This is a genomic window from Microbispora sp. H10830, assembly GCF_014161375.1.
GTDB lineage: Bacteria > Actinomycetota > Actinomycetes > Streptosporangiales > Streptosporangiaceae > Microbispora > Microbispora catharanthi.
On record NZ_JABBWX010000005.1, the window covers coordinates 225,953 to 248,121 of the forward strand.

Here is a 22,169-nt window from a genome sequence, read left to right on the forward strand (position 1 = left end):
CGGGGGTCCCTAAGGGCGGGCGTTCCTCGGGCGGGGCTGGCACTTCGGGCAGCTGTAGGAGGACCTGTTCATGAACGCCTCCCGCCGGATGGGCGTCCCGCAGCGGCGGCAGGGCTCGTCCCGCCTGCCGTACACGGCGAGCGAGCGGTCGAAGTAGCCGCTCTCGCCGTTGACGTTCACGTAGAGGCTGTCGAAGGACGTGCCGCCCTGCCCCAGCGCCTCGTTCATGACCGCGCGGACCGCCGCCAGCAGTTCGGTGATCTTCGGCCGGGTCAGCGTCTCCGTCGGCCGCGCCCAATGCAGGCGCGCGCGCCACAACGCCTCGTCCGCGTAGATGTTGCCCACCCCGCTGATCAGCGACTGGTCGAGCAGCGCCCGCTTGATCCCCGTACGGCGCAGCCGCAGCCGTACGGCGAACTCCGCGTCGTCGAAGGCGTCCTCAAGCGGGTCGGCGGCGATGTGCGCGATCGGCTCGGGCACCGGCCGACCCCGCCCCGCGGCCATGGGCGCCACCAGGAGGTGCCCGAAGGTGCGCTGGTCGACGAAGCGTAACTCCAGGCCGCCGTCGGTGAAGCCCATGCGCACGCGCAGGTGCTTCTCGATGGGCGACAGAGGGTCCACGACGAGAAGCTGGCCACTCATGCCGAGATGGGCGATCAGCGCCTCACCGGGCTCCTCCTCGCCGGAGGCGCCGTCCCGCAGGGGCAGCCACAGGTATTTGCCGCGCCGCTCGGCGGACGCCAGTGTGCGGCCCTTGAGCTGGGCGGGCAGCTCGCCGACGTTGCGGCGGACCGCCCGGGGGTGCAGGACCTCGGCCGCGGCCACCGTGCGGCCGGCGACCCAGCTCTCCAGGCCCCTGCGGACGACCTCGACCTCGGGCAGTTCGGGCATGCGCCGTCTCCCGGGCTCAGGCGCGTACGGGACCGGCGCCCTCGCGGGCGTCGCGCAGCGCGCGGATCGCGGTCCAGGCCGCCTCGGCCGCCTGCTGCTCGGCCTCCTTCTTGCTGCGCCCTGAGCCCTTGCCGTACTCCTTGCCGCCCACGCGCACGGCCGCGGAGAACGACTTGGCGTGGTCGGGCCCGCTCTCGTCCACGTGGTACTCCGGCACGCCGAGCATCTCGGCGGCGGTGAGCTCCTGCAGGGACGTCTTCCAGTCGAGCCCGGCGCCCAGCGACGCCGACCGCGTGATGAGCGGGTCGAACAGCAGGTGGACGACGCGGAACGCCTCGTCCAGGCCCTTGTCGACGTACACGGTGCCGATCAGGGCCTCCAGCGTGTCGGCCAGGATGGACGACTTGTCCCGGCCGCCGGTGCCCTCCTCGCCGCGGCCCAGCCGCAGGTATTTGCCGAGGTCGAGCGTCCTGGCGACGTCCGCGAGCGCCCGCATGTTGACCACGGCGGCGCGCAGCTTGGCGAGCTGGCCCTCCGGCAGGTCCGGGTGGTTGCGGAACAGCGTGTCCGTCACCACGAGACCCAGCACCGAGTCGCCCAGGAACTCCAGGCGCTCGTTCGTCGGCAGTCCGCCGTTCTCATACGCGTATGAGCGGTGCGTCAGCGCCCGCTCGAGGATGCCGGTGCTGAGCCGGACATCCAGAGTCTGGAACAGCTCGTCCCTCGCGACCTCGACGGGCACGGGCTTTACAGACGGCGCGGCCATGAATTCCTCCCAACTCCTAGGTGCAGGCAGGGCCGTGCACGGGAGGCAGGTGGACCGGCCGAAGGCCCGAAGGCGTGGTGGACGCCGGTCCGCCGGGAGCCGATGGCCCCGGCGCCCACCACGGCCGCGGGCGTGCATGTCGGTGCGTACCGTCCAACCGCCACCGCACGTTCCTTTGGAGAACGGTAACCCTTTGAAGCACGGTAACGCCGACCGGCTCGTTTTGACGATCCGGCCGGCGTCCCGACGTTCCCTTACCGCGCGATCAGGCCGACGGCTCGACGACCTGACGGCGGTTGTAGGTGCCGCAGGTCGGGCACGCCACGTGCGGGCGCTTGGGCGAGCGGCACTGCGGGCAGCTCACGAGTGCGACCGCCGCCGCCTTCCACTGGGACCTGCGGGCGCGGGTGTTGCTCCGCGACATCTTCCGCTTGGGGACGGCCACGTCAACCCTCCTGATCGTCTTCCTGTTCCACAACCAAACCCTGCAGCGTCGCCCAGCGGGCGTCGATCGTTTCGTGCCGGTGGTCAGGGCCGGCCTCCGCCAGCCTGATCCCGCACTCCGCACACAGACCGGGGCAGTCCTCACCGCACACCGGGCTCAGCGGCAGTGCGAGCACCACCGCGTCACGGAATACCGGCTCGAGATCGAGCAGTTCGCCGTCGAGGAGCAGATCGTCCTCTGCGGCGTCCTCCGCCGAGTAGAAGTAGAGCTCCTGGAAGTCGACCTCGATCTCCGAGGTCAACGGGTCCAGGCAGCGCGAGCACTCCCCCGTCAGGGGAGTCTGCGCCGTGCCCGTGACGAGCACGCCCTCCATCACCGCCTCGAGCCGGATGTCCAGCTCGACGTCGGCGTCCTTGGGAACGCCGATCATTCCGACCGCGAGGTCCGCCGGTGCCGGGAGGACCGGGCTGAGCGTGCGCATCGATCCCGGTCGGCGCCCCAGGTCGTGGGTGGATATCACCCAGGGGGCTCGGGGATCGAGGCTGTGCAGACTCATCCTGCTCTCGTTAGGCATGGCGAATCACCGCCGTCGTGCAAGGCTGAAAGGCAAGAATACCAGCTCAGGTTCAGCCCCTGAGCCGCTCCACGAGCAACTGGTGGACGAGGTCGGGGACCAGGCCTGACACGTCCCCGCCGTACCGGGCGATCTCCTTGAGCCTGCTGGACGACAGGAAGGAGTACTCGGGGTTGGTGGACATGAACAGCGTCTCGACGCCCGACATCCGGTAGTTGAGCTGGGCCATCTGCAGCTCGTAGTCGAAGTCGCTGACCGCCCGCAGGCCCTTCACGATGGCCGGGATGCCCTGCTGCCTGCAGAAGTCGACCAGCAGGCCGTGGAACTTCTCGACCCGGATGTTGCCGTACTCCTTCGTCACCGCCTGGAGCATCTCGATGCGCTCGTCGACGGTGAACAGGCTGTGCTTCTCGATGTTGATGAGCACGGCCACGACGACCTCGTCATACAGCCGTGACGTCCGGCCGATGATGTCCAGATGTCCGTTGGTCACGGGATCGAACGACCCCGGGCAGACGACACGACGCAAGGCGCACCCCCATAGATTCACGGGTTCCCGGCTGCGCGACCGTACCAAACGGCCGCTTCGCCGTATCGACGGACCCTGTCTTCCGTGAAACCCGCGGGCCACACCAGGTCCTTACCCCTCGACTCCCGCTCGACGGCGACAAGCGCACCCTCCGCCAGCCAGCCGTTGTCGCGCAGTGCCGTCAGCACCCGGGAGACCGCATCGTCGGAGACGGCGTAGGGCGGATCGGCGAAGACGAAGTCGTACGGCTCCTCGCACGGCCGGCCCACCACCCGCTCGACCTTGTCGGCCCGCAGGGACGCCCCCGGCAGCCCGAGCGACGTGATGTTCTCCCTGATCGTGCGTGCGGCCCTGGGGTCCGACTCGACCAGCAGCGCGTGGGCAGCCCCCCTGCTCAGCGCCTCGAGTCCGACGGCGCCCGACCCGGCGTACAGGTCGAGGACCCGGATCCCGTCCAGCGGGCCGAGCGCGGAGCCGACGGTGGCGAACAGGCCCTCCCGGGTGCGGTCGCTCGTCGGCCTGGTCGATCTTCCCGGCGGGACGGCCAGCCTGCGTCCCCCCGCCGTCCCTGCGATCACCCGCGTCACGCCTTCATTGTCCCGCCCGCGACGGCCTTCCCGGCACGGCGGGCGAAGGGCCGTCTGGGCGACGCGACGGGGCAAAGATTGGCGGGAGGGGCACGAGGTCAAGAGTGGGCAAGCGGCGGCGACGAATGAGTAAGAGCCGTATCGCGGGCTCCGTCACATGCGCATCATGAGTTCTGCGGCCTTCACGGTGACCCAGGGGAAGGCCGGCCGGCGTGGTCGTGAGCCCTTCCGCACGTCGGCGCCCTCGGCACCTGACCCGAGGGCGGGCCCAGCCGGGGGCGGCATTCGGGGGGAGGCCGTCCCAAGGCTGGGCCCTGGGTCGTCAACGGGCGTCGTGTTCACACGGCGCCCGTTTCAATTTCCCGCCCTCGCGCCGGCGGTCACGCTTTCTCGAGGAACTCGGCGCGCTCGTCGGCGACCATGGTGTCGATCTCGGCGCGCAGCGCCGGGTGGGCCGACAGCGTGGAATCGGCGGACAGCAGGGCGGTCGCCTCGGCCCGGGCGCTCTCGATCACGTCCTCGTCGCGCAGAAGCTGCAGCAGCTTGAGCGAGGACCTGCGCCCCGACTGGGCGGCGCCGAGCACGTCGCCCTCCCGGCGCTGCTCCAGGTCCACACGGGACAGCTCGAACCCGTCGAGCGTCGCGGCCACCGCGTCGAGCCTGCGGCGCGCCTGGGTGCCCTCCGGGGCCTCGCTCACGAGCAGGCACAGCCCGGGCAGGCCGCCCCGGCCCACCCGGCCGCGCAGCTGATGGAGCTGGGAGACGCCGAAGCGGTCGGCGTCCATGATGACCATCACCGACGAGTTGGGGACGTCGACGCCGACCTCGATGACCGTGGTCGCGACCAGGACGTCGATCTCGCCCCGGGCGAAGGCGCGCATCGCCGCGTCCTTGTCCTCGGGCGCGAGCTTGCCGTGCAGCGCCTGAATCCGCAGGCCGGCCAGCGGCCCCTCCCCGAGCATGCGCGCGACGTCGAGGACCGCCAGGGGCGGCCTGCGCTCGTCGTCGTCCTTCGCCAGGTCGCCCTCGTCGCCCTCCTGGTCGCCGATGCGCGGGCACACCACGTAGGCCTGGCGGCCCAGGCCGACCTCCTCACGGACCCGCTGCCAGGCGCGGTCGAGGAAGTGGGGCTTCTCCGCGGCGGGCACCACGTGAGTGGTGATCGGGGCCCGGCCCGAGGGGAGCTGGGACAGCGTGGAGACCTCCAGGTCGCCGAACACGGTCATGGCCACCGTGCGCGGGATCGGCGTCGCCGTCATGACCAGCACGTGGGGACGTCCGCCGCCGCCCTTCTCGCGCAGGGCGTCGCGCTGCTCGACGCCGAACCTGTGCTGCTCGTCCACCACGACCAGCCCGAGGTCGGCGAACTGGACGTGCTCCTGGAGCACGGCGTGGGTGCCGATCACGATGCCGGCCGCGCCGGAGGCCGCGTCGAGCAGCGCGCTGCGCCGCGCGGCGGCCCCCATCGAGCCGGTGAGCAGCGCGACCGCGGTCCCGCCGAACATCCCGCCGGCCGCGAGATCGCCCAGCATGTTCACGATCGACCGGTGGTGCTGCTGGGCGAGGACCTCGGTGGGGGCGAGCAGCACGGCCTGCCCGCCGGAGTCGACCACCTGGAGCATCGCGCGCAGCGCGACCACGGTCTTGCCCGCGCCGACCTCGCCCTGCAGGAGCCGGTGCATGGGGTGTTCACGGGCGAGGTCGGCGGCGATCTCCTCGCCGACCTGCCGCTGCCCCTCGGTGAGCTGGAACGGCAGCCGCTTGTCGAACTCGCGCAGCAGCCCGTCGTCACGCCCGGGGCGGGCCATGGCGAGCCAGGCGGACGCGGCCATGCGCCGCCGCACCAGGACGGCCTGCAGGACGAACGCCTCGTCGAACTTCAGCCGGTCGTGCGACCGGGTGACGTCCGCCTGGCTGCGGGGCCGGTGGACGCGCCGCAGCGCCTCCTCGATCGGCAGCAGCCCCAGCCGCTCCCGTATCCCGGCGGGCACCGGGTCGTCCAGGCTGAGCACGTCGAGCACCGTGCGCACGGCCCGGCGGATCTTCCAGCTCGGCAGCCCCTGGGCGGAGGGGTAGATCGGCACCAGCGCGGAGGCGAACTCCTCGGCCGTCTCCTCCGTCTCGTCGAACGACTCGTACTCGGGATGGGTGAGCGAGACGCGCCTGGTCCTCCCGCCGACGAAGACGCCGACCTTGCCGGAGAACATCGCCTCGGTGCCCGGCGTGAGCCGCTGCTCGGCGACGTAGGCGCCCTTGCCGAAGAAGGCCAGGTGCAGCTTCTCCTTGCCGTCGGTCACCTCGATGTCGAGCCAGGTGCCCTGCCGGTTCTTCATCGGCCTGCGCACGGCGGACGACACCTTGGCCACCACGGTGACGTGCTCGTCGTGCTCCAGTGACGCGATGGGCGTCAGCTCCCCCCGCTGCGCGTAGCGCCGCGGATAGTGGCGCAGCAGTTCACCGACCGTGCTGATGCCCAGCGCGCTCTCCAGCGGGGCGGCCGACCTGCCGACCACCTTCTTGAGCGGCTCGTCGAAGCTCGTCACGACACCAATTCCTACCCGTACAGGCCGACAATCCGGCTACTCGACGCCGATCAGAAGGGGATAGCCGCCCTGCCCGCCCTCGTACACGACGATCTCCAGGTCCGGGCGGACGCGCTCCAGGTGGTCGCGTACCGCCCGCAGGAGCGCCTCGGGCGCCCTGGCGCCGGTGACGAGCGTGACCATCTCGCTGCCGCCGGAGACCAGGCGCCGGACGACCCCCAGCGCGGTCGCGGCCAGGTCCGCGCCGATCAGCGCGACCTCGCCGTCCACCACCCCGAGCACGTCACCGGGGCGGCAGATCCCGGCGCTGGTCATCGCCTCGCGATCGGCCACCCACACGTGCCCGTGACGGGTGTGCCCGGCGGCGTCGGTCATCGCCACGATGTCGTCGTCGAAGCGGCGCAGCGGGTCGTGCACGGCCAGCGCGGCCAGGCCCTGCACCGACGCCCGGGTGGGCAGGACGCTGACCGTCACGCCCTCCTCCCTGGCGATCTCCGCGGCGGCCACGGCGACGTCGTACACGGCCGCGTCGTTGGGCAGCACCGCGACCTCGGTCCCGGCCTCGCGGACGGCCCGCAGCAGGGCCGCCGCCGTCGGGGCCGAGCCAGGCTCGCGCCGCACGACCACCGCTCCCGCCTCCCGGAACAGGGCCGCCAGGCCGTCCCCTGCGGCGACCGCGACGACGCCCCTCGCCGGGCCCGGCTCGTGCGGCCGTCCCCCGAGGTAGGTCACCTTGATCCGATGCGGGCGCCCCGCCCGCAGCCCGGCCTCGATCGCCGCGCCCGCGTCGTCCACGTGGACGTGGACGTTCCACAGACCCTCCCCGCCGACGATCACCAGGCTGTCCCCCAGCGCGTCGAGCTCGCCTCTCAGCCGGTCCACCTCGTGCGCGCCCGCGTCCAGGAGGTACATGACCTCGTAACCGGGGCCGCCCGCGTCCCGCCGCCCGAGCTCCTCCGGCGCGATCCGCCCGGCCGGGGCAGGCACCTCGTGCCGCTCGCTGTACGCCTCGGTCACCACCTCGGCCAGGCTCTCCAGCATGATCACCAGCCCGGCCGCGCCCGCGTCCACCACGCCGTTGCGGGACAGCACGTCGAGCTGACCCGTCGTACGGCGCAGGGCCCGCCGTGCCTCGTCCGCCGCCCGGCAGGCCACCTCGGTCAGGTCGTCGGGCGCGTCGCGTACGGCGTGCGCCGCGGCCGAAAGCACGCTCAGCACCGTGCCCTCCACCGGCCGGACCACCGCCGCCCTGGCCATCTCGGCCGCCCTCGTCAGGCCGTCGCGCAGGTCGGCGCCGCCTCCCTGCGCGCACCCGAGCACCTCGCCCATGCCCCTGACGGCCTGGCTGACGATCACCCCGGAGTTGCCCCGCGCGCCGAGCAGGGCCCCGTGCGTCAGGGCCTCCCACGTGGCGCCCGCGTCCGCGTCGCCGGGCAGCGCGTCCACCGCCTCGGCCGCCGACAGGATCGTGAGGTGCAGGTTCGTGCCGGTGTCCCCGTCGGGCACGGGGAACACGTTGAGCGCGTCGATCTCCGCCCTGGCCCGGCCGAGGGCCGCCGCGCAGTGGCGCGACCAGCGGCGCACCGCGGGGGGATCGAGCACCTTGAGCATCAGGCCGACCTTCCTTCCGCGCTCCAGCCCCTCGATGCGCTACCGTTGGCGGGTACGAGACTATCCCCGTTCGCCGGAGTCCCGTTTGGCGTGCACCGGCGAACATCGGATATCCTCGTGTGGCCAGCCGGTTGTCCCGGCATTGCTCGGACGAGCCGCTGCACCGGCGCCGGGCCGATCGACTGATTCAAAGGAGCGATTACCGTGGCTTCCGTCTGCGACGTCTGCGCCAAGAAGCCGATTTTCGGCAACAACATCTCCCACTCGCACCGCCGCACCCGCCGCCGCTGGAACCCCAACATCCAGACCGTGCGCGCGGTGGTCAACGGGACGCCGAAGCGGATGAACGTCTGCACCTCCTGCATCAAGGCGGGCAAGGTCTCGCGCTGACCGTCTGACTCCCTCGAGAGCCCGCCACCGGATCGGTGGCGGGCTTTCGTGCTCCCGTGACCGGCGACGGCGAGGATGCGCACCGGAATATCCCTGGCACGGTGCGGTTGATCACGGTCATGGCCCAGATTCTCGTGACGGGCGCGACCGGCAACGTCGGCCGGGAAGTCGCCGCTCAGCTCATGTCCGCCGGTGTCCCGGTGCGCGCGTTCGTCCGCGATGCCCGGACGACCCGCCTGCCGGAAGGCGTGGAGATCGCGACAGGAGACCTGTCCGAGCCGGAAACCCTGGAAAGGGCGCTACGCGGGATCACGACGGTGTTCCTCGTCTGGCCCTTCCTCACGTCCGAGGGCGCGCCGGCCGTCCTCGCCACGATCGCGGGCTCCGCCCGCCGCCTCGTCTACCTGTCGTCGTCAGGCGTGAACGAGGACGCCGGACGGCAGACCGATCCGATCAACCGGCTCCACGCCGACATGGAGAGCCTCATCGAGGCGTCGGGCCTGGAGTGGACCATCCTGCGTGCCGACACGATCGCCTCCAACGCGCTGGGGTGGGCCGGGCAGATCCGGCAGGACGGTGTCGTACGCGGCCCCGACATCGCCCCCACAGCCGTGGTGCACCAGGCCGACGTCGCGGCCGTGGCGGCACGCGTGCTGACCGGCGACGGGCACGTGGGGGTCACGCACGTGCTGACCGGACCACAGGTGGTGAGCAGGGCCGACCAGGTCCGCTTGATCGGCGAGGCGATCGGCCGTCCGCTGCGCTTCGAGAAGGTCCCCGTGGAGGCGGCTCGGGAGCGGATGCTCGCGGACGGAAGGCCGCCCGCCCTGGTCGAGGCACTGCTGGCGAGCACGCGACGACCCCCCTCCGACCTGATCACCTCGACGGTGGAAGAGATCGTCGGAAGGCCCGCGCGAACATTCGGGGAATGGGCCGCCGACCACGCGGCCCACTTCCGCTGACGACTCAGGCGTCCGCCCGCATCCGCCAGCCGTGGTCCACGGGACCGATACCCGCACCCAGGGGGAAGCCGTGCGCGATCGCGCCCGTGACGTACTCCTTGGCCCGCCGTACGGCGCCGGGCACGTCCTCGCCGAGAGCGAGGTACGACGCGATCGCCGAGGCGAGCGTGCAGCCGGTGCCGTGGGTGTGCCGGTTGTCGTGCCGCTCGGCGGTGAAGCGATGCGCGCTCGACCCGTCGGTGAGCAGGTCAACCGGCTCCCCGGGGAGGTGACCGCCCTTGATCAGCGCCCATTTCGGGCCGAGGGTCAGCACGGCCTCGGCGGCGCGGGGCAGGTCGTCCTCGTCCTCGACCTTGACGCCCGTGAGCTGCTCGACCTCCCACAGGTTGGGGGTGACCACGGTCGCGGTCGGCAGCAGCACGCTCTTGACGGTCTCCACGGCCTCCGGCGCGAGCAGGCTGTCGCCGTGCTTGGACACGCCGACCGGGTCCACCACGACGGGCGCGGTCACGCCCGCGAGCACCTCCGCGACGGTCTCCACCAGCACGGACGACGCCAGCATGCCCGTCTTGATCGCCTGGGCTCCGATGTCGCCGAGGACCGAGTCGAGCTGCGCCCGCACCGCCTCCGGGGGCAGTTCCCAATAGCCCTGCACGCCCAGTGAGTTCTGCGCCGTCACGGCCGCGATGACGCTCATGCCGTGCACGCCGAGGGCCAGCATGGTCTTCAGGTCGGCCTGGATGCCGGCGCCGCCGCCGGAGTCCGAGCCCGCGATGGTCAGGACACGTGGTGGGGTGGTCATGCGCCCATCCAACCAAAACGCCCGCCGCTCCCCCGAAAACGCCCCCATCCCCGGCCGGGCGGACCCGATGAGGGCGGTCAGTGGCCGCGCCGGGACGGGCCGGGGCCGGTCACCTCGCATCGCCCCTCGGAGAGCACGCAGTCGGCGGGTGCGGCCGACGCGCCGTCCGCGTGGACGGTCAGCGTCAGCGTGCCGCCCTCGTCCAGCGCGGCCTGCGAGCTCAGGGTCAGGGTGTCGCCCTGCTGCCGCCAGTCCGCCCCCTCGACCGCGGTCACCTGCCCGCCGACGGCCAGCCGGATGGTCCATGCGGGCAGGGCCGGTCCCTCGTTGCGTACGGCGATCCGGGCCGCGTATCCGCTCTCGTCACGATCTGTCACCGTGAACCGCACCCGCACGACCGGACCGCCGCCGGCGAGAGCGGATCTCGTCCACGCCGTGTTCGTGCCGGTCGTGTGGTTGGGGCCGGTCGTGTGGTTCGGGCCGGCGCCGGGCTCGTCCGTGCCCACCGCGGTGTCCCCGGTGTCCCCGGTGTTGTCAGTGTCGTCCAGCGCGGTCTCTCCGGGAGTCGCGCCGTCATCGGACGTGGTGTCCGTGTCGTCCGGGGCGGCCGTGACGGCGGCGGGAGCATCGCCCACCCGTGGAGACGCGTGGGCCGACGCGCGCGGGGCGGCGGTGGACGGGGTGCGCGTACGGGCAGACGCGTGGTCGCGATCCCGGCCCTTCGAGGCCGTCGTGGAAACCGGTGTGGCCTGAGGAGCCGCCGAGTTCTTCCCCGTGTCGTTCTGGCCTGTTCCGCCCTGATCGACGCCGGTCTTGCCGGAGTCCCCCCGGCCGTTCTGGGCCGGATCGCCGGTCGGATCGCCGGTCGGATCGCCCGGGGCGGGCGTCTCGCCGAGGGCCTGGCCGGAGCCGGACGCTCCGTACGGCCCGTCCGCGGCGGCGCAGTTCCCCGAGGTCGGGCAGGCCGTCGTCGGCTGCTCCATGCTCAGGGAGGTCCGTCCGGCGATCAGCCGGGCGCCGCCGGCCGTGACGCCCACCGCCAGCAGCACCGACAGCCCCGACACGAGCGCCAGTCGCCGCATCCGCCTCGGCTGCTTCGCCCGGTCGTCCCAGTCCCGGTCCTGCCCGGGAAGGCCGCCGTCCCCGGCGCCCGCGGACGTCGCCAGGCGCTCGGACCGTGCCCGCCCCTCCGGCGGCGCCAGGCTCCCGGAACTCAGGCTCTCGGAATTCCGGCTCCCGGACTCCAGCCTCTCGGACTCCAGCCTCTCGGGCGACAGGGCGGCGAACATCCGGGTCGTCGCCTCCGACGGCGGCACGGGCCACGGCACGGCTCCACCGGTTGTCACACCACCAGGGGTCGTCTCCGAAGGCGGCGCCGGCCAGGGCGCGTCCCCGCCGCCCGGCCGCGGCCCGAAACGGCCGAGCCCGGGAGGGGTCTGCGGGGTGTCATCCGGCGTCGCCGGAGGGCGGAAGGCCAGGTGGTCCGGGCCGGCACCCCTCTCCGAGGGGTCGTCCTGAGCCGGGGAGGGCTGCCCCTCCCGTTCCTTGCGTCCTGCCGTGTGACGGCCCATGACGGTCCTTCCTGTTGCCGACCGCCATACTTAATAACAGATCTAATACGCCTATGTCACAAATTTCACATCAAGCGCGGAAGTGATCCCATCCCCCTTTGGTCCAGGTCTGCCCGTCCACCCGCACTCCGCGACCCTCCGTGACCGCCCCTATACGCGTCCACTCGGGCGGCAGCCGTACCTCGGGAGGGAACGTCGCGGCCAGGGCGTGGTCGTCCCCGCCGGTCAGCACCCACTCCAGGGGGTCCGCGCCGAGTTCGCGCGCCGCCGCGGACAGCGCCTCCGGCACGGGCAGAGCGGCGGCGTCCAGTTCGACGGCCACGCCGCTCGCGTCGGCGACGTGACCGAGGTCCTGCAGCAGGCCGTCGCTGACGTCGAGCATCGCCGTCGCGCCGAGCAGTGCGGCCCGCGGACCGCAGGGGTACGGCGGCCGGGGACGGCGGTGCGCCACCAGCAGGGTCACGAGATCCGGGGAACCGCCGGTCACGCCCGCCCCGAGCAGGGCCAGGCCGGCCGCCGCCCAGCCGAGGCGGCCCGCCACCGCGACCACGTCGCCCGGACGCGCGCCCGACCGGGTCACCGGGGACCGGCCGCCGAGGTCGCCCAGCGCGGTCACGCCGAGCACGACGGTCTCCGAGCGGGCGATGTCGCCCCCCGCCACGGTCGCCCCCACCAGGTCGCACTCGTCGCGGAAGCCGTCGGTCAGGGCGTCCAGCCAGTCGGCGCCGATGTCCGCGGGCAGCCCCAGGCCGACCACGAGGGCGGTGGGATCGGCCCCCATGGCAACGATGTCGGAAAGATTCTGCGCCGCCGCCTTACGGCCGATGTCGTAGCCACTCGACCAGTCGCGGCGGAAGTGCCTACCCTCGATCAGCAGGTCCGTGCTCACGACAACCCGCCCGTCGGGAGCCTTCAGGATCGCGGCGTCGTCGCCGGGGCCCAGAAGTACGGCCGCGGTCCGCGGAAGGCGTCCCGATATCCGCTGAATTACTCCGAATTCGCCGAGATCTCCGACTGTGATAGCACACCCCTAGTGCATTCGAGGTACGGTTACGCTCCGGCACTGATCTCTACCCGGAGGACGTCATGGTGCAGGCCTACATCCTTATCCAGACCGAGGTCGGCAGGGCCGCCAACGTGGCCGAGGAGATCTCCTCCATCCCCGGGGTGACACAGGCCGAGGATGTCACCGGCCCCTACGACGTGATCGTCCGCGCCCAGGCCAACAACGTGGACGAGCTCGGCAAGCTCGTGGTGGCCCAGATCCAGGCAGTGCACGGCATCACCCGTACACTGACGTGTCCGATCGTCCACATCTGAGCGGAACACGAGCCGGGGAGACGATGCGAGAGGCGAAGGGGTCCGTACGCGCCGCGCTGGCAGGCACGGCCCTGGCGGCGCTCGCCCTGCTCACCGGCTGCTCGTCCACCGTCCATGTGGAGCCGCCCACGCCCACCGGAGAGGCGGCGGCGGCCTGCCGCAAGCTCGACGCGGCGCTGCCGAAGACGCTCGACGGGCTCGACCGGGCCGGCTCCGAGCCTCCCTCGCCGTACGTCGCCGTCTGGGGTGACGGCCAGATCGCCCTGCGCTGCGGCGTGCCCCGGCCGGCCGCGATGGAGCCGACGGCGGAGGTCGCCGACATCAACGGCGTCGGCTGGTTCCAGGACCCGCGCCGGCCGACGCTGTTCACGTCCACCAACCGGGTCGCGTACGTCGAGGTGACGATCGGGCAGGAGCACCAGGCCGGGGCCGTGCTGGTCGACCTGGCCGAGCCGATCAAGTCGAGCGTCCCGGAGTAGCTACCGCAGACCCGCGCGCCGGCGCAGCGCGAGCTGGATCAGCCGCTCGACCAGGCCGGCGTACGGCAGGCCGGTGGCGGCCCACAGCTGTGGCGCGACCGACAGCGACGTGAAGCCCGGCATGGTGTTGATCTCGTTGACGATCAGTTCGCCGGACGGCGTGTAGAAGAAGTCGACCCGCGACAGTCCCTCGCAGCCGAGCGCCTCGAACGCGCGCACGGCCATGGCCCGCAGCGTCTCCGCCACCTCGGCCGGGATGTCGGCCGGCGCCTGGAGCGCCATCTGGTCGGGGTAGTACTTGGCCTCGAAGTCGAAGAACTCGCGGTCGCCCCGCACGAGCACCTCGCCGGGGACGCTCGCCTCGGGAGCGGCGTCGCCGAGCGACTCCAGCACCGCGCACTCGATCTCCCGGCCGACGATGGCGGCCTCGACCAGCACCTTCGGGTCGTGCTCGCGGGCGACCTCGATCGCCGCCTCCAGCGACTCGGGGTCGTGCGCCTTGGAGATGCCCTGCGACGACCCGGCCCTGGACGGCTTGACGAACACCGGCCAGCCCAGTTCCTCGATCTCCTTGAGCACCCGGCCGCGGTCGAGCCGCCAGTCGCGGTCGCGTACGACCACGAACGGGCCGACCGGCAGCCCGGCGGCGCGCAGCACGAGCTTCATGTACGCCTTGTCCATGCCGACCGCGCTGGCCAGCACGCCGGAGCCCACGTAGCGGACACCGGCCATCTCCAGCAGGCCCTGGATCGTCCCGTCCTCGCCGAACGGCCCGTGCAGCATGGGGAACACGACGTCCACCCGGCCGAGCGCGCGCGGGATCTCACCGGATTCGAGGGCCACGAGGGCGCCGGAGTCCCCCGGGAGCGCGAGCGCCGTGCCGGAGTCGTCGACGACGGGCAGGCGGCCGGATTCGATCGCGTAGGACTGGTTGCCCGACGCCAGCACCCAGCGCCCGTCCTGGGCGATGCCGATGGGGATGACCTCGTACTTCGACCGGTCGATGGCCTCCAGCACACTGCCTGCGCCCATCAGGGAGACGGCGTGCTCGGAATTGCGGCCGCCGAAGACGACTGCCACGCGCACGCGTGACGGGGACTCGCGATCCTCATTCATGATGCCCGAATCTACCGTGTTCGAGACGCAAAACGGCTTGTCAGCCGCGCGCGTCGCGGAGGTCCGTTATCCCCGATCAGACCCTGGTCAGACGCCGTAGCGCTCCGGCTTGGGAGTACGCGACATCAGCAGCACGGCGGCCTCACCGGGGGTCATGCCGTCGTGGACGACGCCGACGACCACCTCGGTGATGGGCATCTCCACGTCGTGTTTCCTGGCCAGTTCGAGCACCGACTCGCACGACTTCACCCCCTCGGCCGTCTGCTTCGTGGCGGCGACGACCTCGGCCATCGTCATACCGCGGCCCAGGTTCTCGCCGAAGGTGCGGTTACGCGACAGCGGCGAGGTGCAGGTGGCGACGAGGTCACCCATCCCGGCGAGGCCGGCGAAGGTGTGCTGGTCCGCACCGAGCACCGCGCCCAGCCGGGCGATCTCGGCCAGCCCCCGCGTCATGAGCGTCGCCCGCACGTTGTCGCCCAGGCCCATGCCGACGGCGACTCCGACGGCCAGCGCGATGACGTTCTTGACCGCGCCGCCGAGTTCGACGCCCACCACGTCCGGATTCGTGTAGGTCCGAAACCACGGCAGATGGCACGCCTCCTGGAGCCGGGCGGCCACCTCCTCGTCGGAGCAGGCGACGACGGCCGCGGCGGGCTGGCGCTGGGCCAGTTCGGGGACCAGGTTGGGCCCGGAGACCACGGCCACCCGTCGCTCCGGCACCTCGGCCACCTCGCAGATGACCTCGCTCATCCGCTTGCAGGTGCCGAGCTCGACGCCCTTCATCAAGCTGACCAGCACGGCCCCCGGCGGGATGTGGGGCTTCCATACCTGGAGGTTGGCGCGCAGCGTCTGGGACGGCACCGCGAGGACCACGAAGTCCGCGCCGTCCATGGCCTCGGCGGGGTCCGTCGTGGCGCGGATGGTGTCGGGCAGCCGCGTCCCCGGCAGATACTCGGGGTTCTCCCGGGTCTCGTTGATCGCGTCGACGATCTCCGCCCGCCTGCCCCACAGGGTCGTGGAGGTGCCGGCCTCGGCGAGGATCATCGCGAACGTGGTGCCCCACGAGCCCGTTCCGAAAACAGCCGCCCTGCTCACTGGCCGCACCACTCCTCTTGCTCCGCGCGCTCCTCCCTTACCGTACGCTCCGCTCAGCCGCCGGCCGCGTTCTTGGGGTCATAAGGGACCTCCGGCGCCTTCTCGTCCCGAATCTCGGCGAGCAGGTCGGTGATGGCGGCCGTGATGTCCGCGGTCGCGTCGCGCAGGACCGAGCCGCGCATGGGCTGTCCGGCGTACTTGGACAGGTCGACCGGCGGCCCGGCCAGCACGTGGAAGGACTTGCGGGGCAGCAGCCGGGGCTTCTTCGCCCCGTACGGCAGCAGTTCCTGGGCGCCCCAGTGGGCGATCGGGACGACCGGCACGCCGGTCGCGAGGGCCAGCCGGGCGACGCCGGTCTTGCCGACCATCGGCCACATCTCGGGATCGCGGGTGATCGTGCCCTCGGGATAGAACAGAATGCAGGCGCCCTTCCGCAGCCGCTCCTCGGCGATCTTGAGCGACCTGGTGGCCTCGGTGCTGTTCCGCTCAACCGGGATGGCCTGGAGCTGGGCGATGGCGTGACCGAGCCCGCGGATCCGGAAGAGACCCGCCTTGGCCAGGATCGTCGGCCACCGCCCGTTGTTGTACAGGTAGTGCGAGAGCAGCACCGGGTCGGACCACGACAGGTGGTTGGCCGCGATGATCAGACCGCCGCTGCGGGGGATGTGCTCCCCGCCGCGCCACCTCCGCTTCACGAACAGCCGGGAGAGCGGCTTGACGACGACGACCGCGAGCGTCTCCCAGAAGCGCGGCGGCCGGCCGACACGCCGGCTCACCGTGGCGGGGGCGGGCGCCGCAGGTGTGGCCGGGGGTGTGGCCGCAGGTGTGGTCGGGTCGGACGAGGGCTCGCTGGGGTGGCTCACAGGGTCTCCAAATCACCGGGATCCAGCACAAGTCTCCCGGTTGGCCAAGGGCGATGTCGAGGCGGGATGCTACAGGCATGCACCTCGCGCGATGGTCAATAGTGGTCCCGGTGAAGACCCTGATCCGGGCCAAGACACGGCTAGCGGCGGCGGCCGGGCCGCACCGGGCCGACCTGGCGGTCGCGGTGGCCTCCGACACCGTGGCGGCGGCGCTGCGGTGCCCGCTGGTGGCCCGCGTGGTGGTCGTGACGGCCGACCCGCTGCCCGCGCGGCGGCTGGCCGCGCTCGGGGCCCACGTGGTGACCGATCCCGACCGAGGGCTGAACACCGCGCTGCGGACCGGGGCGGAGGAGGCCGTACGGCTCGCGCCCGACGACGCCGTCGGCGCCCTGCAGGCCGACCTGCCCGCCCTGCGGCCGGCGGAGCTGGAGACGGTGCTCGCGGCGGCGCCGGAGTTCGACCAGGCGTTCGTCCCCGACGCCGCCGAGGTGGGGACGACCTTCTACGGTGTGCGGCCGGGCGTGTCCTTCCGGCCGGGGTTCGGCGGCGAGTCGCGGATCAGGCACCTGTCCCGGGGGGCCAAGGAACTGACCCCGCCGGGGATCGCGTCCGTGCGCACGGACGTGGACACCGTGGAGGACCTGCGCGACGCCCTGGTCCTGGGCGTCGGCCCCGCGACCGCCGAGGTCGCGGCCCTGATCCTCGGCGGCACGGCCCCCCGGCCGTAGCGGACGGCTGCCGGCCGTCCCGCCGATCGCGGCGGGCGAACGTGAGCGGCGGAGGCGGCGCGGTCGAGATCTGGCTAGCCGGACACGCGAAAGGCGACCACGCCGAGCCCCCGCTCCGGCGTGGTCGCCCGTGATGTCGCGTCAGTGGGCCGCCTCCGCGTTCTCGCGGGCCTGCTTGGGCAGGAGGAAGGACACGGCGAAGGTGAGCAGGAGCATTCCGGCCACCACCCAGAGCGTGATCTTCATGGCCTGGTCGAAGCTCCCGGCGGTGGGCACGTCGCCGAGCAGGTCGAAGAAGACCGTGCCGAGCAGGGCCACGCCGAACGCGTTGCCCAGCTGCTGCACCGCCGTCAGCGTGCCGGACGCCGAGCCCGTCTCGTGCTCCTCCACGCCGGCGAGCACGATGTCGAAGAACGGCGACATCAGCAGGCCCATCCCGATTCCGCTGACGACCAGCGCGGGGGTGAGCTGCCAGGGGCTGACGTGCATGCCCGCCATGTTCAGCGTGAGCAGGACGCCGAGCACGCCCAGCGTCATGACCAGGGTGCCGCCCTGGAGCAGCCTGCGCCCGAACTTCTGCAGCCCCTGCGCGAGACCGAATCCGAGGATCATGCCGCCCGACCAGGGGACCATCGCGAGCCCCGCCTTGAGCGGCGAGTAGCCGAGGCCCAGCTGGCAGTAGAGGTTGAAGGCCAGCATGAACCCGGCCATGCCGGAGAAGAACACCATGCCGGTGAACAGGCCGCCGGTGAACGCGCGCTTGCGGAACAGGCTCGGCACGATCAGCGGGTCGCCGCCCGCGCGGCTGCGGCGGGACTGGAACCAGGCGAAGACGGCGAACACGAGCACCGAGGCGGCGAGCATGACGAACGCCCACGCGGGCCAGTCGTGCTCGCGGCCCTGCACCAGCGGGTAGATCACCAGGAAGGCGCCCACGGACGCGAGCGCGACCCCGGCCAGGTCGAGCCGCGGCGGCCGCGGCGACCTCGACTCGGGCAGGAAGCGCAGCCCGGCGACAAGCGCGGCCAGGCCGAGCGGCAGGTTGATGAAGAAGATCATCCGCCAGCTCGTGCCCCAGAAGTCGGCCGTCACGAGCCAGCCGGCGAGGATCGGGCCGCCGACGGCCGACAGGCCCATGACCGGCCCGAACATGCCGAACGCCTTGCCCATCTCCGCGGGCGGGAACATCTCCTTGATCATGCCGAGGCCCTGGGGCAGCATGACCGAGCCGAACAGGCCCTGGATCACCCGCGCGCCTATCAGCATCTCGGGCGACTGGGCGACGGCGCACAGCAGGGAACCCACGGTGAACCCGGCGGCGCCGATCAGGAACATGCGCCTGCGGCCGAAGATGTCCCCGAGCCGGCCGCCGGTGATCAGACCCACGGCCATCGAGAGCGTGTAGGCGGCGCCCAGCCATTGGATGACGGCCTCGGAGCCGCCGAGGTCGGCGCGCATCTCGGGCGCCGCGATGTTGGTGACCATCGCGTCGAGAAGGTCCATGACCTCCCCGGCGAGGATCACGAAAAGAGCGGCCCAGCGCCAGCGGTACGGCGCTCCGGTCGCCGGTGCCGGCGGCGCCGCCGCCGTCATGGGTTCGGACATCGCCCCTCCTTCGGACTGAACAGTGTTCATAATAAAGTGAGCGCTGTTCTACCACCGATCAGTGTTCAGCGCCAAGTTCGATGTTCACCACGATATATCTCGTTTGCTCGACGTACAAGATATATCTCGTTTCAAGAGCGGTGTTCGTGAACACGGAGCGGTGTTCACTAGCATGGGCGGAACAGCGGGAGGTCCTTCATGACGCAGCCGGACATGCCCACACCGCCGTGGGAGCGTCCGCCCAAGCGACGTACGCCGGCCAGGGTTCCCCTCACCCGTGAGCGCATCGTCGACGCCGCCTACACGGTCCTCGACCGTGAGGGCTACGACCGGCTGAGCATGCGGCAGGTCGCCGCCGAGCTCGGTGTCGCCGTCTCGGCGCTGTACGTGCACGTACGCGACAAGGACGAGCTGCTGCAGCTCATGTACAACCGCACGTTCGAGGGCTACGAGGTGCCGGAGCCCGACCCCGAGCGCTGGCGGGAGCAGGTCATGACCTTCGCCCGTCAGGCGCGTGAGCGACTGCTGAGCCATCGCGACATGGCGAAGATCACAATGGGTCATGTTCCGTTCACACCGGAGCTGCTCCCCTACGTCGAGCGGCTGCTGGCCGTCCTCGGCGCCGCCGGACTGCCGCGACGGGTCCTGGCCATCTCCGGCGACATGCTGTCCACGTACATCAACGGATTCGCACTGGAGGAGGGCCTCTGGCAGCAGCGCTACCGCGAGACCCACACCTCGTGGCACAAGCTGCGCGACGAGGTCAACGACTACTTCGCCTCGCTGCCGCCCGACCGCTTCCCGAACCTCGTGGCGCTCGCCGACATCATGATGGACGAGTCGAACGACTACCGGTTCGATCTCGGCGTGGAGATCATCCTGCGCGGCCTCGCCTCCTACATCGGCGAGCCGGACCCCGATGAGGAGGGCAAGGAGAGCGAGGAGGGCTAGGAAACCTCGCGGATCCGCGGTGCGAGCAGGACCGGCAGGTGGGCGAGCGTGTAGGCCCCGCAGGCGGCCCAGAACGCGACGCGCACCCCGGCGAGCTGACCCAGCGTGCCCGCCAGCAGGCCGCCGAGCGGCATCGGGCCCCACATCAGGAACCGCATGGTGGCGCTCAGGCGGCCGAGCAGGTGCGGCGGGCAGATCGACTGGCGGTAGGCCCCCTGCGCCACGCTGAACACGGTGGTCGCCACCCCACTGGCCGCCAGGGCCACCGGAAGGATCAGCAGGCGGGGGCCCTCCGCCGTCAGCGCGAGCGGGGCGGTGCACACTGTGGCCGCCCACGCCGCGGCGTACATGGCCCGGCCCGTTCCCAGCCGGGCCGCGACCCGCGGGGCGAGCCAGGCGCCGGCCACCCCGCCCACCGCACCGGCCGACAGCAGCGTGCCGTACGTGCCGGGGCTCGTGCCGACCTCGCGGACGAGGTAGAGCGGCACCGTGGCCGACCACAGGCCGAACGACAGCATCATCAGCGCCCCCACGGCGGCGACCCGGCGCAGGACGGGCTGCCCGGCGACGAACAGGAGCCCTTCGGCGATCTCCGGCCACAGCCGGCCCCCGCCCCTGACGTCCCTTCCGCCGGGCTTCTCGTCCGCGCGTACGCCGAGGAGCAGCAGCGCGGACCCCGCGTAGCTGAGGGCGTCGGCGACCACCGCGATCGGGGCGGTGAGCGCCTGCACCAGCCAGCCGCCGATCCCCGGGCCGGCGAGCTGGGCGAGCGACTGGTTCGCCGCGAGCGTGCCGTGCCCGCGGGCGAGGTCCTCCCGGCCGACGATGGACGGGAGGTAGCTCTGGTGGGCGACGTCGAAGAAGACCGTGCACAGCCCGTTCACCAGGGCCACGGCGTACAGCTGGGGCAGGCCGAGCACGCCGGGCACGGCCGCGGCCGGGATGGACAGCAGCGCCAGCGCGCGGGCCACGTCGGCGGCGACCAGCACGGGACGGCGCCGCATCCGGTCCACCCAGGCTCCGGCGGGCAGGCCGACCAGCAGGAACGCCACCATCTCGGCGGCGGTGAGCAGCCCCACCTGGAAGGGGCTCGCGTGGAGGGTGAGCGCCGCCGTGAGCGGCAGGGCGACCAGGGAGACCTCGCTGCCGAACTTGCTGATCCCGTCGGCCCCGGCGTATCGCCGGAAGTCACGGACGCGCCACAGGCTTTTCGGTGCCGCCTCGGTCATGGCGGGACATGCTGGCAGCCGGAAGATCTACGGTCAAAGGATTTTCCGCACGCGGCGGTAGGCTGGCGGCGTGCAGGCGACGGTGCAGAGCTTCGACCCCACGACCCGCTCGGGCTGGGTCTTCCTCGACGACGGCACCCGGATCCCGTTCGACGGCGAGGCGTTCGACGCCGGGCCACTGCGGCACCTGCGCCCCGGGCAGCGGGTCGCCCTCGTCATGGCGGACGGCCACGTCACCTACGTGACGCTCTCCACGTTCCCGACGCCCTGATCCAGGCCGCGCCGTCGACGCTCGCCGCGTGCGGGCGAAGCCGGCGCATTAATCGCTACATCGGTGTAGCAATTGGCTGAACAACTGAACCTCGCGGGTAGCATGTGACGGTGACGACAGCCCAGCGGTCCTCGCAGCAAGGGAAGCGTCCACTCCGGGCCGACTCGGAGCGGACGGTACGGACGATCCTCGAGGCGGCCGAGCGCGTGTTCGCCGCCAACCCGGCGGCGACCATGGAGCAGGTCGCCCAGGCGGCCGGGGTCGCCAGAACGACCGTCCACCGCCGTTTCGCCACCCGCGAGGCGCTCGTGGAGGAGCTCACCGGCTGGGCCGCCCGCCGGTTCGCCGAGGCCGTCGAGTCGGCCCACACGGACAGCACCCCGCCGCTCGTCGCGCTCTACCAGGTCACCGCCAACGTCCTGCGCGTGAAGACGAACTGGTGGTTCGCCATGAGCCGTACGGCCGACGGCGCCCACCCCGAGGCCGCCCGCGTGCACGCCGAGGTCCGCGACGACTGCGAGCGGCTGTTCCGCCGGGCCCGCGAGGCGGGCGTGCTGCGTCCCGACGCCGACCTCGACTGGACCCGCCGCGTCTACTACGCCCTCATCCACGAGGCCGCCGCCGAGGGGGCGTCCGGGGGCGGGGACGCCGAGGCCCTCGCGACCCGGGTCGTGGACACCCTGCTGCGCGGATTCGGCTCCCCGGCCGCGCCGGTCATCGCCTGACCGGCCCCCTGACCAGGGCGGGTTTGACCCGATCACGCCCATGTCCTGTTCCCCGTCCTGATGCCTCTCGCCCTCGCGCTGATGGGTTCCGCCGAGGCGGGGATCGGCCTGCAGGC

24 protein-coding genes are annotated in these 22,169 nt (G+C 72.1%); 8 read left to right on the top strand and 16 right to left on the bottom strand.

Going from position 1 to position 22,169, the window contains the following annotated elements:
• Window positions 1–9: 9 nt before the first annotated feature.
• The 8 genes from mutM to HHX35_RS15860 form a co-directional block, all read right to left on the bottom strand.
• Complete coding sequence (mutM, locus tag HHX35_RS15825) at window positions 10–891, bottom strand: bifunctional DNA-formamidopyrimidine glycosylase/DNA-(apurinic or apyrimidinic site) lyase (protein WP_182899575.1); 882 nt, start codon at window positions 889–891, stop codon at window positions 10–12.
• A 16-nt stretch (window positions 892–907) separates the two neighbouring features.
• On the bottom strand, window positions 908–1,657 hold the full coding sequence (gene rnc, locus HHX35_RS15830; RefSeq protein WP_182899576.1) for a ribonuclease III: 750 nt from the start codon (window positions 1,655–1,657) through the stop codon (window positions 908–910).
• A 265-nt stretch (window positions 1,658–1,922) separates the two neighbouring features.
• Window positions 1,923–2,102 carry a 50S ribosomal protein L32 gene (gene rpmF, locus HHX35_RS15835; protein WP_030506036.1) on the bottom strand — a complete coding sequence of 60 codons (180 nt, stop codon included), beginning with the start codon at window positions 2,100–2,102 and terminating at the stop codon, window positions 1,923–1,925.
• Between the two features lies 1 nt (window position 2,103).
• Window positions 2,104–2,658 carry a DUF177 domain-containing protein gene (locus HHX35_RS15840; protein ID WP_139580058.1) on the bottom strand — a complete coding sequence of 185 codons (555 nt, stop codon included), beginning with the start codon at window positions 2,656–2,658 and terminating at the stop codon, window positions 2,104–2,106.
• A gap of 70 nt (window positions 2,659–2,728) precedes the next feature.
• Window positions 2,729–3,205: a pantetheine-phosphate adenylyltransferase gene (gene coaD / locus HHX35_RS15845; RefSeq protein ID WP_139580059.1), complete on the bottom strand. Its 477-nt coding sequence runs from the start codon at window positions 3,203–3,205 to the stop codon at window positions 2,729–2,731.
• Window positions 3,206–3,222: 17 nt separating this feature from the next.
• The gene (gene rsmD, locus HHX35_RS15850) at window positions 3,223–3,792 is read right to left on the bottom strand and encodes a 16S rRNA (guanine(966)-N(2))-methyltransferase RsmD (protein ID WP_182899577.1); all 570 of its coding nucleotides are present in this window, start codon (window positions 3,790–3,792) and stop codon (window positions 3,223–3,225) included.
• A gap of 380 nt (window positions 3,793–4,172) precedes the next feature.
• Complete coding sequence (recG, locus tag HHX35_RS15855) at window positions 4,173–6,335, bottom strand: ATP-dependent DNA helicase RecG (protein ID WP_310739117.1); 2,163 nt, start codon at window positions 6,333–6,335, stop codon at window positions 4,173–4,175.
• 36 nt (window positions 6,336–6,371) lie between these two features.
• Window positions 6,372–7,946, bottom strand: coding sequence for a DAK2 domain-containing protein (locus tag HHX35_RS15860; protein WP_182899578.1), 1,575 nt, complete (start codon window positions 7,944–7,946; stop codon window positions 6,372–6,374).
• 204 nt (window positions 7,947–8,150) lie between these two features.
• Here HHX35_RS15860 and rpmB point away from each other — a divergent pair, with 204 nt between their 5' ends.
• Window positions 8,151–8,336, top strand: coding sequence for a 50S ribosomal protein L28 (gene rpmB / locus HHX35_RS15865; protein WP_079312702.1), 186 nt, complete (start codon window positions 8,151–8,153; stop codon window positions 8,334–8,336).
• A 101-nt stretch (window positions 8,337–8,437) separates the two neighbouring features.
• Window positions 8,438–9,298 carry an NAD(P)H-binding protein gene (locus HHX35_RS15870; protein ID WP_310739119.1) on the top strand — a complete coding sequence of 287 codons (861 nt, stop codon included), beginning with the start codon at window positions 8,438–8,440 and terminating at the stop codon, window positions 9,296–9,298.
• Between the two features lie 4 nt (window positions 9,299–9,302).
• Here the strand turns inward: HHX35_RS15870 and thiD are convergent, their stop codons facing one another.
• The 3 genes from thiD to HHX35_RS15885 all read right to left on the bottom strand — a co-directional run bounded on the left by thiD (window position 9,303) and on the right by HHX35_RS15885 (window position 12,692).
• Window positions 9,303–10,100: a bifunctional hydroxymethylpyrimidine kinase/phosphomethylpyrimidine kinase gene (gene thiD, locus HHX35_RS15875; RefSeq protein ID WP_182899579.1), complete on the bottom strand. Its 798-nt coding sequence runs from the start codon at window positions 10,098–10,100 to the stop codon at window positions 9,303–9,305.
• 77 nt (window positions 10,101–10,177) lie between these two features.
• Window positions 10,178–11,446 (bottom strand): hypothetical protein, encoded by a 1,269-nt coding sequence (locus tag HHX35_RS15880; RefSeq protein ID WP_182899580.1) that lies wholly within the window; start codon window positions 11,444–11,446, stop codon window positions 10,178–10,180.
• A 295-nt stretch (window positions 11,447–11,741) separates the two neighbouring features.
• The gene (locus HHX35_RS15885; RefSeq protein ID WP_182899740.1) at window positions 11,742–12,692 is read right to left on the bottom strand and encodes a thiamine-phosphate kinase; all 951 of its coding nucleotides are present in this window, start codon (window positions 12,690–12,692) and stop codon (window positions 11,742–11,744) included.
• 65 nt (window positions 12,693–12,757) lie between these two features.
• Between HHX35_RS15885 and HHX35_RS15890 the strand changes: the two genes are divergently transcribed.
• Window positions 12,758–12,991 (top strand): Lrp/AsnC family transcriptional regulator, encoded by a 234-nt coding sequence (locus HHX35_RS15890; protein WP_030506047.1) that lies wholly within the window; start codon window positions 12,758–12,760, stop codon window positions 12,989–12,991.
• Between the two features lie 23 nt (window positions 12,992–13,014).
• A complete protein-coding gene (locus HHX35_RS15895) occupies window positions 13,015–13,470 on the top strand; it encodes a DUF3515 domain-containing protein (protein WP_182899581.1) in 456 nt (151 codons plus the stop codon).
• Here the strand turns inward: HHX35_RS15895 and HHX35_RS15900 are convergent, their stop codons facing one another.
• From HHX35_RS15900 to HHX35_RS15910, 3 genes are all read right to left on the bottom strand, one after another.
• A complete protein-coding gene (locus HHX35_RS15900; RefSeq protein ID WP_139580067.1) occupies window positions 13,471–14,586 on the bottom strand; it encodes a D-alanine--D-alanine ligase family protein in 1,116 nt (371 codons plus the stop codon). It abuts the gene before it with no gap.
• Window positions 14,587–14,673: 87 nt separating this feature from the next.
• Window positions 14,674–15,681, bottom strand: coding sequence for an NAD(P)H-dependent glycerol-3-phosphate dehydrogenase (locus HHX35_RS15905; protein WP_139580068.1), 1,008 nt, complete (start codon window positions 15,679–15,681; stop codon window positions 14,674–14,676).
• A 53-nt stretch (window positions 15,682–15,734) separates the two neighbouring features.
• Complete coding sequence (locus HHX35_RS15910; RefSeq protein WP_310739121.1) at window positions 15,735–16,544, bottom strand: lysophospholipid acyltransferase family protein; 810 nt, start codon at window positions 16,542–16,544, stop codon at window positions 15,735–15,737.
• A gap of 77 nt (window positions 16,545–16,621) precedes the next feature.
• Here HHX35_RS15910 and cofC point away from each other — a divergent pair, with 77 nt between their 5' ends.
• Window positions 16,622–17,272, top strand: coding sequence for a 2-phospho-L-lactate guanylyltransferase (gene cofC, locus HHX35_RS15915; RefSeq protein ID WP_182899583.1), 651 nt, complete (start codon window positions 16,622–16,624; stop codon window positions 17,270–17,272).
• 141 nt (window positions 17,273–17,413) lie between these two features.
• On the opposite strand, the gene HHX35_RS15920 is transcribed toward cofC, so the two are convergent.
• On the bottom strand, window positions 17,414–18,877 hold the full coding sequence (locus tag HHX35_RS15920) for an MFS transporter (protein WP_259405091.1): 1,464 nt from the start codon (window positions 18,875–18,877) through the stop codon (window positions 17,414–17,416).
• 198 nt (window positions 18,878–19,075) lie between these two features.
• Between HHX35_RS15920 and HHX35_RS15925 the strand changes: the two genes are divergently transcribed.
• Window positions 19,076–19,828 (top strand): TetR/AcrR family transcriptional regulator, encoded by a 753-nt coding sequence (locus HHX35_RS15925; protein WP_182899584.1) that lies wholly within the window; start codon window positions 19,076–19,078, stop codon window positions 19,826–19,828.
• Here HHX35_RS15925 and HHX35_RS15930 read toward each other — a convergent pair.
• Window positions 19,825–21,057: an MFS transporter gene (locus tag HHX35_RS15930; RefSeq protein ID WP_182899585.1), complete on the bottom strand. Its 1,233-nt coding sequence runs from the start codon at window positions 21,055–21,057 to the stop codon at window positions 19,825–19,827. The genes HHX35_RS15925 and HHX35_RS15930 overlap by 4 nt on opposite strands.
• Before the next feature lie 70 nt (window positions 21,058–21,127).
• Between HHX35_RS15930 and HHX35_RS15935 the strand changes: the two genes are divergently transcribed.
• Window positions 21,128–21,328 carry a hypothetical protein gene (locus tag HHX35_RS15935; RefSeq protein WP_182899586.1) on the top strand — a complete coding sequence of 67 codons (201 nt, stop codon included), beginning with the start codon at window positions 21,128–21,130 and terminating at the stop codon, window positions 21,326–21,328.
• Window positions 21,329–21,438: 110 nt separating this feature from the next.
• On the top strand, window positions 21,439–22,053 hold the full coding sequence (locus HHX35_RS15940; RefSeq protein WP_182899587.1) for a TetR/AcrR family transcriptional regulator: 615 nt from the start codon (window positions 21,439–21,441) through the stop codon (window positions 22,051–22,053).
• Window positions 22,054–22,169 lie beyond the last annotated feature (116 nt).

Coding starts and splice junctions, on each gene's coding strand:
- mutM (WP_182899575.1), bottom strand. CDS start 891: ATGCCCGAACTGCCCGAGGTCGAGGTCGTCCGCAGGGGCCTGGAGAGC.
- rnc (WP_182899576.1), bottom strand. CDS start 1,657: ATGGCCGCGCCGTCTGTAAAGCCCGTGCCCGTCGAGGTCGCGAGGGAC.
- HHX35_RS15840 (WP_139580058.1), bottom strand. CDS start 2,658: ATGAGTCTGCACAGCCTCGATCCCCGAGCCCCCTGGGTGATATCCACC.
- HHX35_RS15860 (WP_182899578.1), bottom strand. CDS start 7,946: ATGCTCAAGGTGCTCGATCCCCCCGCGGTGCGCCGCTGGTCGCGCCAC.
- thiD (WP_182899579.1), bottom strand. CDS start 10,100: ATGACCACCCCACCACGTGTCCTGACCATCGCGGGCTCGGACTCCGGC.
- HHX35_RS15890 (WP_030506047.1), top strand. CDS start 12,758: ATGGTGCAGGCCTACATCCTTATCCAGACCGAGGTCGGCAGGGCCGCC.
- HHX35_RS15895 (WP_182899581.1), top strand. CDS start 13,015: ATGCGAGAGGCGAAGGGGTCCGTACGCGCCGCGCTGGCAGGCACGGCC.
- HHX35_RS15900 (WP_139580067.1), bottom strand. CDS start 14,586: ATGAATGAGGATCGCGAGTCCCCGTCACGCGTGCGCGTGGCAGTCGTC.
- cofC (WP_182899583.1), top strand. CDS start 16,622: ATGCACCTCGCGCGATGGTCAATAGTGGTCCCGGTGAAGACCCTGATC.
- HHX35_RS15920 (WP_259405091.1), bottom strand. CDS start 18,877: ATGTCCGAACCCATGACGGCGGCGGCGCCGCCGGCACCGGCGACCGGA.
- HHX35_RS15925 (WP_182899584.1), top strand. CDS start 19,076: ATGACGCAGCCGGACATGCCCACACCGCCGTGGGAGCGTCCGCCCAAG.
- HHX35_RS15930 (WP_182899585.1), bottom strand. CDS start 21,057: ATGACCGAGGCGGCACCGAAAAGCCTGTGGCGCGTCCGTGACTTCCGG.